Here is a 10,094-nt window from a genome sequence, read left to right as displayed (position 1 = left end):
GCCTTGCTGACGTTGAACGTCAGCAAGGCGTCCTTCCTGGCGCGCGCCCTCGTCGAGGTACGCGCTGGCGAGCGCGGCCTGGATGACCCGCCTGTCGACGGCGGGGTCGGCGGCACGCCAGCGGTCGAGCGCGTCGGCGACCAGGTCGGTACGGGAGCCCCAGGTGGTGCCGCGCGGGCCGAGCAGCATGCCCAGCGCGGGCGTGGTGGTGAAGCACGGGACGTCGCCGTCGAGCAGCTCGGCGACCTCGGCGGCGATCACGTACGGGTCGCCGGGCGCCGCGGGTGCGGCGGTGGCGTCGGTGGCATCGCGGGCCAGCAGGTTGCGCGCCCGCGTCACGGCCGGCTCCTGGTCGCGCAGCGACTCGGGGTGCCAGAGCATGCGGGACAGCTCGGCGTAGGTCCCGCCGTCGCGCACCACGGCACGGACCGGCGTGTCCGCGAACGCGGCGAGCCAGCCGGCGAGCTCGCCGCCGCGGTCGTACTCGCGCAGCCGCTCGGTCAGCTCGGTGAACGCGGCGGCGACGTGCTCCCGGTACCGGCCGAGGACCGGCTCCGGGCTGGGTCCTCGGCCAGTCGGGCGGCCGGGCACCAGGCCGGTGCCCAGCAGGGAGCCGACCGGGTGCGCACCGACCAGCTCGCGCACCCGGTCGACCGCCGCGCCGTGACCGGAGGGCGCCGCGGACGGGCGCGGGGTCAACAGCGTCTCGCAGTCGGTGACGACCGGCACCGGGCCCGCGGCGACCAGGTTCTCTTCGTGCGGAACGATGCCGCCGAGCAGCCGCAGGACCGCGAGCCAGCGGCCGAGGTCGCGGTGGAAGCGGCGCAGCTCGTCCTCGCCGGTGCAGTACCGGTGCTCGACGAGCTCGGCCCAGCCGTAGCCGTCCATCGCGACCACCCGCGGTACCCGGATCGGGTCCGGCTCGTCCGCCAGCACCCGGGCGAGGAACCCGGCCAGCGCGTGCTCGACCGCGACCGGCCGCGGGTGGTACACCAGCCGCCCCCGCGCGCACCGCAGCAGCACGGCGTTCTGGCCGCGGTGGCTGCCCTCGGTGCCGAAGGACGCCTCGTCCAGCGTGCCCGGGTCCGCACCGTCCAGTTCGGACAGTCGGGTCCGGTCGGCCGCGAAGCGCCGGGCGAACGCGACCGCGGCCGCCACCCGGTTGTCCACACCGGTGCCGAGCCGCTTCACCAGCGCCGGATACCGGTCGGCGAGCACGTCCCGGTCGCCGGCCTCCCGCTCCAGCGGGAACACGCCGATCACCTTGCGCCGCACCGTGTCCCGCAGCGCCGCCGCGGCACCCGCGTGGACGGCGGCCCGCTCGCCGGCGGCGAGCCCGTCGACCCCGTCCAGCTCGGCGGCGAGCACGTCCAAGGCGGGCCGCAGGTACGCGTCGACAGTGCGCTCGACCTGTCCGGCGGCGTCGCTGGTGCTGTCGGCGTTCACGCGTCGTTCCTCCCCCGGCCGGCCGGACGAGAATCCCGCAGCCCGGCGGGGCGGGGCAATCCGCCACCCGACGTACGCCCGGTCAGCACGGGACCACACGCCGTGACGCCGGGCCCGGCATCCGGGTGACGTGCGCCGGCTCGCGGGCGCGGGGCTTTCCGCCGGTAGGCTGGCGTGGTGCACACGTCCGGTCCGCACCGTCCTCTCGAGACACCGGACCCGCGCCGCCTCGTGCCGCGGACCGACGAGGTCCTGGCGGACCCGCGGCTCGTCGAGGCCGTGGCGCGAGTCGGGCGTCCGGCGGTGAAGCAGGCGGTGGTGGCGGCGCAGGAACGCGCGCGGGCCGGCACGCTGGCCCCGGCCGAGGTGGCCGACGCGGCGGTGGCCGCCCTGCCGGCGCGTGCGTCGAGCCTCGGTCCAGTGGTGAACGCGACCGGCGTCCTGCTGCACACGAACCTGGGCCGGGCCGCGCTGTCCGCGGCGGCGACCGACGCGCTGGTGGCGGCCGCCGGCCCCACCCCGGTCGAGCTGGACCTGGCGACCGGACGCCGGTCCGGGCGGGGCCGCGGCGTGACGGAGGCACTGGCCGCCGCGGTGCCCGACGCCGGGGCGGTGCACGTGGTGAACAACGGCGCCGCCGCCCTGGTCCTGGCGGCCACGGCGCTCGCGGCCGGCCGGGAGATCGTGATCAGCCGGGGCGAGCTCGTCGAGATCGGCGACGGCTTCCGGCTGCCGGACCTGCTGACCAGTACCGGCGCGGCACTACGCGAGGTGGGCACGACGAACCGCACGGCGCTCGCGGACTACACGGCCGCGGTGGGCCCAGCGACGGGCTTCGTGCTCAAGGTCCACCCGTCGAACTTCGTGGTCACCGGCTTCACCGCGGCGGTGGACGTCGCCGACCTGTCCACACTGGACGCACCGGTGGTGGCCGACATCGGCTCGGGCCTGCTGGCCCCGCACCCGCTGCTGCCCGACGAGCCCGACGCGACGACGGCGCTGCGCGGCGGGGCCGACCTGGTGATCGCCAGCGGCGACAAGTTGCTCGGCGGCCCGCAGTGCGGCCTCCTCCTCGGCCGGGCGGACCTCGTGCACCGCCTGCGCCGCCACCCGCTGGCCCGCGCGCTGCGCTGCGGCAAGCTGACGCTGGCCGCGCTGGAGGCCACGCTGCGCGTCCCGCCGACCCCGACCGCGGCGGCACTGGCGTCCCGCCAGGAGGACCTGCGCAAGCGGGCGGACCAGGTGGCCGGGGCGTTGCGTGCGCGCGGCGTGGACGCGACCGCGACGACCAGCGAGGCGACCGTGGGTGGCGGCGGGGCACCGGGGGTCGCGCTGGCGAGCGCGGCCGTGCGCCTGCCGGAGCCCTACGCCGAGCGGCTGCGCCGTGGCACGCCCCCGGTGATGGGCCGGGTGGCGGGCGGCTACTGCCTGCTGGACCTGCTGGCGGTCCCCGCGGACGCCGATCAGTCCATAGTGGACGCCGTGGTGGCGGTGGGGACGGCCGGCTCGGGCGCCGGCTGACGCAAGGGGGCCATCACCTCCGCGGCGAACCGGCGCACGAACTCCATCTTGTCCGGGAAGGACACCGTCCACCAGAACTGCCGCGCCCCCGCCTCGCCGGCCGCCCGGATCTGCGCCACGCACTCCTCGGGCGTTCCGCCGATCACGTACCGGCGCGACGCGTGCTCGCGCAGCTTGGGCAACGACCGCAAGAGGTCGGCGTTGGACCGCGCCGACGCGTGCTTGATGTGGGCGTCGAAGTCGTAGTGGTCGACCAGGTACCGCGCCTCCGGCAGGACGTCGTCGGGGATCAGCTTGCCGCCCAGCGTGACCTGGCCGTGCGCGTTGATCAGGGCCGCCGACAGGGTCAGCATCCGCTCCTCGGCCTCGGCCCGGCTCTCCGCGATCCGCGCCCCGCACAGCCACCACAGGTCCAGATCGGACAGTGAGCGGCCGGCGGACTCGGCGCCCTCGCGGATCAGCGAGAGCGTGTGCTCGACGACCTCCGGAATGACGCCCGTCCCGATGATCACGCCGTCGGCCACCCGGCCGGCCATCCGCAGCATCTTCGGGCCGGCCGCCGCCACGTAGACGGGCACCGACCGCGGCTCGGTGAACATCCGCAGCGGCGTACCCCGGTAGACGACCTCCTCGCCGCGCAGCAGGCCGCGCACCGCCAGCAGGTACTCCTCGATGTCGGCCACCCGGGCCGGCCGGGCGCCCGCGGTGTGCGCGGCGCTGTCACCCGCGCCGATGCCGTACAGGGCCCGACCACCCGAGAGCACGTCCAGCGAGCCGACGGCCGCCGCGGCGGCGATCGGGTGGCGGGTCAGCGGGTTGGTGACGCGCGGACCGAACCGGACGCGGGACGTGTTCTGCGCCGCCAGCACGCCGGTCACGTACGTCTCCGGGTAGAGGGCCGGGGAGTCGGTCAGCCCGATCACGTCGAAGCCGCACTCGTCGACCGTGCGCACCCAGCCGGGGAACGCCGCTAGGTCGTCGCACACCAGGCTGACCCCGAACCCGAACCTCATGCCGCACTTCCTTCCCCGGCGCGGGGCAGCGCCGCGATGATCGCGTCGGTCATCTCCGTGGTGCTCGCCGTGCCGCCGAGGTCGTACGTGGTCGCCCTGCCCGCCGACACGACCGCGGCCACCGCGCCGCGAACCCGGGCCGCGGCCGCGGACTCCCCCAGGTGGTCGAGCAGCAGTGCCCCGGACAGCACCAGCGCGGTCGGGTTGACCACGTCTCGCCCCGCGTACTTCGGGGCGCTCCCGTGCGCGGCCTCGAACAGCGCGGACCGCGGGCCGAACGACGCGCCCGGCACGACGCCCAGCCCGCCGGCCAGCCCCGCGCACAGGTCGGCCAGGATGTCGCCGTACTGGAACGGCGCGAGCAGCACGTCGAACTCGGACGGGTCGCGGACCAGGTGCATCGCCAGGGCGTCCACCAGGCAGTCGTCGAACTCGATCTCGGGGTACTCGGGCGCGATCTCGCGCGCGGCGGCGAGGAACAGGCCGTCGGTCTCCTTCAGCGTCGCCGCCTTGTGCGCCACGGTGACCCGCCGCCGCCCGTGCCGGCGCGCGTACTCCAACGCGAACCGGGCCGCCCGGTGCGTCGCCGCGCGGGTCACCCACTTCACGGTGATCGCCGCGTCCGGGCCGACCTGCTGGGCCGCGCCGGTGAACACGTCCTCGGTGATCTCGCGGACCACGACCAGGTCCGTGCCCGGGAAGTGGGTCCGCGCGCCGGGCATCGCCCAGGCCAGCCGGACGTTCGCGTGCACCCCGGCGGCCTGCCGCAGCGCGATGTTGGGACTGCGGTAGCCGTGCCCGACCGGGTTGGCCATCGGTCCTTTGAGGACGACGCCGACCTCGCGGACCAGCGACGCCGTGCGGGGCGGGATGGTCGAGCCCGACGTCGCGAACTCGTCCTCGCCCGCCTCCGCGAGCACCCACTCGACGTCGACGCCGCTCGCGTCGATGACCTGTCGGGCCGCCCACGTCACCTCCGGTCCGATGCCGTCACCGGGGACGTGCACCACCGTGTGTCTCACAAGCAGATCTCCCTTCCAGGGAAAGACTGGACACTATGATAGACGATATATAGTCTCCAGACACCTCAGGCGACGCGCGCGAAATGACGCCGCGGAGCTGGCAAAGGAGGCAGCTGTGCAACTTCCACGCATGCGGCGCACAAACAGTCGTCTACTGGTTCTCGCCACCGCTGTCGCGCTGATCGCGGCCGGCTGCGGCGGCGGAGGTGGCGGTGACGCCGGAGGCCGCGCCGCCGACCAGTCACTGATCATCGGCATGAACCACGTCTCCCAGAACTTCGATCCCATCAGCACCACGGCCACCTCCGACTACACCTATCTGCGGTTCGTCTACGACACCCTGGTGAGCACCGACGACGGCGCGCCCAAGCCGTGGGCGGCCGAGTCGTTCGAGCCCATCAGCGCCAAGCACTGGCGCTTCAAGCTCCGCGAGGGCGTCAAGTTCACCAACGGCGAGCCGCTCGACGCCGAGGCCGTGCGCTACACGTTCCAGCGCGCCCTCGACGACGAGAAGACACCGTGGCGCGTGCGCATCGAGAACCTGGAGCGGATGGAGATCATCGATCCGCTGACGATCGACTTCCACCTCTCGTCCCCGGTCGGCAACTGGCCGACCCGCACCTCCGTGGTCTGGATCGTCCCGCCGAAGTACACCGAGGAGAACCCGGGCGCGCTGGTCACCAAGCCGATCGGCACCGGACCGTTCAAGATGGACAGCTTCTCCCCCGGCGAGAAGGTTGTGCTCTCCCCCAACGCCGACTTCTGGGGCACCAAGTCAGGGCTGCAGCGGGTGGAGCTGCGCTCGATCCCGGAGGACTCCACCCGGGTCTCGGCGCTGCTGGCCGGCGACATCGACGTCGCCTACCGCGTGCTGCCCGACTTCGTCGACCAGATCGAGGGTGGTGGCAAGAAGCTGATCTCCGTCCCTTCCGGACAGAGCGCGAACATCTTCTTCCAGACCACCACCAACACGCCGCTCAAGGACGTCCGGGTGCGGCAGGCGATCGACCACGCGATCGACAAGGACGCCCTGCGCGAGTCGATCACCCAGGAGTACGGCCGGGACCTGAAGGGCCAGATCGTCGGTGAGAACTCGGTCGGCTACAGCGACGAGCTGCAACCGCGGCCCTACGACCCGGCGAAGGCCAAGCAGCTGCTCGCCGACGCCGGCTACGGGAACGGCGTGACGCTGGCCTTCGACTACCCGCTCGGCCGGTACTACCGGGACAAGGAGATCTCCGAGGCGATCACGGGCTACCTGCAGGCCGTCGGCATCACCGTCAAGCAGAACCCGATGGAGGGCGGCGCCTGGCTCGACCGGCTCTACTCCGGCTCGTGGGGCCCGATCAACTACTGGTCCATTCAGGACGCACCGGCCTACGACCTGTCGTGGACGCTCGAGATCTTCCGCAGCGACAACATCCGCAAGATCGACGCGGACCCGAAGCTGGACCAGATGCTCGACCAGAGCTTCACGATTACCGACACCGAGGAGCGCTCCGACTACCTCACCGAGCTCGCCGCCTACGCCCACGAGCAGGCGTACTTCGTCGCTTTCCACTCCGACCCCGGGCTGTACGCGGTCGACCCGAGCGTCGAGGGCATCGAGTTCCTGCCGTCCACCTACATCAACCTGTTCGAAGCGAAGCGGACCGGCGGCTGACCATGGCCGGCTATCTGCTCCGGCGGATACCCCGGGTGATCGTGGTTCTCTGGGGCTCGCTGACCGTGATCTTCCTGCTCCAACGGCTCGGCGGCGATCCGGTGGCACTGATGCTGCCGGACGTCGCCACCGAGGAGCAGCAGGAGGCGGTCCGCGCGGACCTCGGCCTGGACCGGCCGCTCCTGGTGCAGTACCTGCTGTTCCTCGGCAGGTTCGCGCGGCTGGACTTCGGCGAGTCCTACCTCCAGCAGCGGCCGGTCGCCGACATCGTGTTCGAGCGGCTACCGGCCACGCTGGAGCTGACCGGCGCCGCGGTGCTGATCGCGACGATCGGCGGCACGCTGCTCGGCTCGTTCGCCGCGCGGATGCGCCGCCGCTGGCCGGACAAGCTTGTCGTCGCGGGCGCGCTCGTCGGCCAGTCGGTGCCGACCTTCTGGCTCGGCATCGTCTCGATCCTGGTCTTCGCGGTGACGCTGCAGTGGTTCCCGTCCTCCGGCTCGGGCAGCCTCGCGCACCTGGTCCTGCCCGCGGCCACGCTCGGCGCGTTCTCGCTCGCCAACACCACGCGCATCGCACGTGCGAGCATGATCGAGTCGCTGTCGGCCGACTACACGCAGACCGCCAACGCCAAGGGCCTGCGCACCGCCCGCGTGGTCGGCGTGCACGCGCTGAAGAACAGCGGCATCTCGATCCTCACGCTGACCGCGTACATGTTCTCCCACCTGGTGGGCGGCGCGCTCGTCACCGAGGTCGTGTTCGCCTGGCCGGGCATCGGGCGGCTGATGGTCGACGGCGTGCTGCAGCGGGACTTCCCGGTCGTGCAGGGCGCGGTGTTCATGGTGGCGCTCCTCGTGGTGGTCACGTACATGCTGCTCGACATCGCCTACACCTTCCTCGACCCACGGCTGCGGAGGACGTGATGGCGGACCTGGCGATCCGAGTACCGGCCGTCGCGGGGAAGGCCCGGCCGGTACGCAAGGCCGGACGGTTGCAGATCGTCATCGGCATCGTGCTCGTGCTGCCGGTCGCGGCGGTCGCCCTCACCGCGCCCTGGCTCGCGCCGCACGACCCGAACGCGATCGACCTGGCCGCGCGGCTCGCCCCGCCGGCGTGGGCGCCGACCGGGACGGGCAACCACCTGCTGGGCACCGACCATCTCGGCCGCGACATCCTGAGCCGGGTGATCCACGGCGCCCGGGTGTCGCTGGTCGTCGGCGGCCTGGCGGTGATTGGCGCCGGGCTCGTCGGCGTGGCGATCGGGCTCCTCGCCGGCTACTTCCGCGGCGTGTTCGACGCGGTCGTCACGATGATCGCGGAGATCCAGCAGTCGTTCCCGTTCCTGGCGCTCGCGATCGTCGTGGTCGCGGCCGTCGGTCGCGGGATCACCAACATCGTGGCCGTGCTGATCGTCGGCGGCTGGATCCTGTTCGCCCGGGTGGTGCGCGGCGAGGCGATGTCGATCGCCCGGCGGCAGTTCGTCGACGGCGCCCGCGCGCTGGGGGCCGGGCACACCCGGATCCTGCTGCGCCACATCCTGCCCAACGTGCGCGCGTCGATCATCGTGATCACGACGTTCAACTTCGCGTGGTTCATCATCGCCGAGGCCTCGCTGTCGTTCCTCGGCCTCGGCGTCGACCCGAACACGCCGTCGTGGGGCCAGATGCTCAGCGACTCGCGCAACTACCTCGCGCTCGCCTGGTGGTACCCGGCGTTCCCGGGCATCGCGCTCGTCGCGCTCGTGCTCGGCGCGAACATGCTCGGCGACGGGCTGCAGGACCGCTGGGACCCGTACCTGAAGTAGAGGAGCCGCCGTGGACCTGCCCGACCTTCGCCTGCGTCCCGGACTGCTCGACACGGTCCGGTACGCCGCCGCCATGTGGGAGTTCCAGCTGCTGCACTTCGACCCCGAACGGGCCCGCGCCGAGGACCTCGCCGGGCCGATCGTGCAGGGGCCGCTGCTCGGGACGTACCTGGTGCGGGTGCTCGACGGCGCGGGCACGCTCGAGCACCTGGAATGGCGCAACCACGCGGTCGTACCGGTCGGCACCGACCTGGTGTGCGGCGGCACGCTCGACACGAGCGCCGGGGCCGGCACCGCCCGGCTCTGGATCCGCGACGGCGCCGGCGCCACGGTGGTCACCGGCTCCGCTCGGGTTCGGCCGTGAGCGGGAGCGTGGAAGGACGCCTTCCGGACACTGGACGCCCGGAAGGACGCCTTCCGGGCATTGGCGGCCGGGCATGAGCGGCGCTGCGCCTGGCCGGTCGGTGCTTGTCGTCGGCGGCACCGGGCCGACCGGGTACGCGGTCGTGCGGCGGCTGCTGGCCGGCGGCGACCGGGTGACGATCCTGCACACAGGTGCCCACGAGGTCGACTTCGGCCCGGGTGGCGCCGAGGTCGAGCACCTCCACACCGATCCGTCGTCGCTCGCCGACCTGCGTACGGCGATCGCGGGCCGGACCTTCGACGTCGCGGTGGCCACGTCCGGCCGGCTGCGGCACGTGGTGACCGTGCTGTCCGGCCGGGTGGGCCGGCTGGTCGCGGTGACCGGGCTGCCCGCGTACACCGGCTGGCAGGTCCCGGTCGGCCGGCTCGGCTTCTCGCTGCCCCTGCGCGAGGGCGACCCGCCCACCCGGCCACTCGGCGACCTGCCGGGCGACCGGCTCAGCGCGGGTGTGCAGCGGGGCGAGCGGCTGGTCGCGGAGGCGGAGGCGAGCGGCGCGTTCGAGGCGGCGATCCTGCGCTACACCATGGTGTACGGGCCGTACGCGTACGTCCCGTTCGAGTGGTACTTCGTGCGCCGGGTGCTCGACGGCCGGCGCACGCTCGCGCTCGAGGGCGACGGGCTGATGCTGCCCCAGCGCGGGTACGCCGACAACCTCGCGGCGGCCGTGCTGCTGACCATGAGCCACCCGGACGCGGCGGGCCGGACGTTCAACGTGGGCGACGAGAAGGTGCTGAGCGTCGCCGCGATCGCCTCGGCCGTGGCCGGCGCGCTCGGCCACTCGTTCGACGTCGTCGGCGTGCCGCTGTCCGCGAGCCCGTGCGGGAACCCGTTCGCACTGCGCCAGAACACGGTGTTCGACCTCGGCGCGATCCGCGCGCTCGGCTACCGCGACGTGCTCGGCGTCGTCGAGGCGACCCGGCGCGGCGCGGTCTGGCTGGCCGAGCACCCCGTCGCGCCCGGCTCGGCCGAGGAGCGGTCGCTGGGCGCGCACGCCTTCGACTACGCACGCGAGGACCGGGCCGTCGAGGTCTACCGCACCGCGCTCGCCTCGATCGGAACTCGACTGGAGGAGCAAGCATCGTGAGCGAGCGTGCGAGCGAACCATCAAACACAGGGCGACCGCGAGCGGCAGCACCGAGCCTGCGAGGGGCTGTCGTGAGCGAGCGTGCGAGCGAACCATCAAACACAGGGCGACCGCGAGCGG

Annotated in this window: 9 protein-coding genes; 6 read left to right on the top strand and 3 right to left on the bottom strand. The window is 73.3% G+C overall.

Annotated elements, in window-relative coordinates:
• The coding region (locus tag ACRDTB_RS35520; protein WP_431436639.1) for a DUF4135 domain-containing protein at positions 1-1,446 on the bottom strand (1,446 nt) is incomplete at its 3' end.
• A 177-nt stretch (positions 1,447-1,623) separates the two neighbouring features.
• Here ACRDTB_RS35520 and selA point away from each other — a divergent pair.
• Positions 1,624-2,967 (top strand): L-seryl-tRNA(Sec) selenium transferase, encoded by a 1,344-nt coding sequence (gene selA / locus ACRDTB_RS35515; RefSeq protein ID WP_431436638.1) that lies wholly within the window; start codon positions 1,624-1,626, stop codon positions 2,965-2,967.
• Here selA and ACRDTB_RS35510 read toward each other — a convergent pair.
• Both ACRDTB_RS35510 and ACRDTB_RS35505 read right to left on the bottom strand, forming a co-directional pair.
• The gene (locus ACRDTB_RS35510) at positions 2,910-3,980 is read right to left on the bottom strand and encodes an LLM class flavin-dependent oxidoreductase (RefSeq protein ID WP_431436637.1); all 1,071 of its coding nucleotides are present in this window, start codon (positions 3,978-3,980) and stop codon (positions 2,910-2,912) included. The genes selA and ACRDTB_RS35510 overlap by 58 nt on opposite strands.
• The gene (locus ACRDTB_RS35505) at positions 3,977-5,002 is read right to left on the bottom strand and encodes an isocitrate/isopropylmalate dehydrogenase family protein (protein WP_431436636.1); all 1,026 of its coding nucleotides are present in this window, start codon (positions 5,000-5,002) and stop codon (positions 3,977-3,979) included. The genes ACRDTB_RS35510 and ACRDTB_RS35505 overlap by 4 nt, the downstream gene beginning before the upstream one ends.
• Positions 5,003-5,132: 130 nt before the next feature.
• Between ACRDTB_RS35505 and ACRDTB_RS35500 the strand changes: the two genes are divergently transcribed.
• From ACRDTB_RS35500 to ACRDTB_RS35480, 5 genes are all read left to right on the top strand, one after another.
• Positions 5,133-6,665, top strand: coding sequence for an ABC transporter substrate-binding protein (locus ACRDTB_RS35500; protein ID WP_431436635.1), 1,533 nt, complete (start codon positions 5,133-5,135; stop codon positions 6,663-6,665).
• 2 nt (positions 6,666-6,667) lie between these two features.
• Positions 6,668-7,585, top strand: a complete 918-nt coding sequence (locus ACRDTB_RS35495) for an ABC transporter permease (RefSeq protein WP_431436634.1) — start codon at positions 6,668-6,670, stop codon at positions 7,583-7,585.
• Positions 7,585-8,466 carry an ABC transporter permease gene (locus ACRDTB_RS35490; RefSeq protein ID WP_431436633.1) on the top strand — a complete coding sequence of 294 codons (882 nt, stop codon included), beginning with the start codon at positions 7,585-7,587 and terminating at the stop codon, positions 8,464-8,466. Before ACRDTB_RS35495 ends, ACRDTB_RS35490 begins: the two co-directional genes overlap by 1 nt.
• Before the next feature lie 10 nt (positions 8,467-8,476).
• Positions 8,477-8,830 (top strand): hypothetical protein, encoded by a 354-nt coding sequence (locus ACRDTB_RS35485; protein WP_431436632.1) that lies wholly within the window; start codon positions 8,477-8,479, stop codon positions 8,828-8,830.
• Between the two features lie 73 nt (positions 8,831-8,903).
• A complete protein-coding gene (locus tag ACRDTB_RS35480) occupies positions 8,904-9,974 on the top strand; it encodes an NAD-dependent epimerase/dehydratase family protein (protein WP_431436631.1) in 1,071 nt (356 codons plus the stop codon).
• The last annotated feature ends 120 nt before the right edge of the window (positions 9,975-10,094 follow it).

The organism is Actinophytocola sp. (genome assembly GCF_050699935.1).
Classification (GTDB): Bacteria; Actinomycetota; Actinomycetes; order Mycobacteriales; family Pseudonocardiaceae; genus Actinophytocola.
Note: the sequence above shows the minus strand (reverse complement) of the source record. Positions and strands in the feature narration are given on the sequence as shown.

Coding starts and splice junctions, on each gene's coding strand:
- ACRDTB_RS35480 (WP_431436631.1), top strand. CDS start 8,904: ATGAGCGGCGCTGCGCCTGGCCGGTCGGTGCTTGTCGTCGGCGGCACC.
- ACRDTB_RS35500 (WP_431436635.1), top strand. CDS start 5,133: ATGCGGCGCACAAACAGTCGTCTACTGGTTCTCGCCACCGCTGTCGCG.
- ACRDTB_RS35510 (WP_431436637.1), bottom strand. CDS start 3,980: ATGAGGTTCGGGTTCGGGGTCAGCCTGGTGTGCGACGACCTAGCGGCG.
- ACRDTB_RS35495 (WP_431436634.1), top strand. CDS start 6,668: ATGGCCGGCTATCTGCTCCGGCGGATACCCCGGGTGATCGTGGTTCTC.
- ACRDTB_RS35490 (WP_431436633.1), top strand. CDS start 7,585: ATGGCGGACCTGGCGATCCGAGTACCGGCCGTCGCGGGGAAGGCCCGG.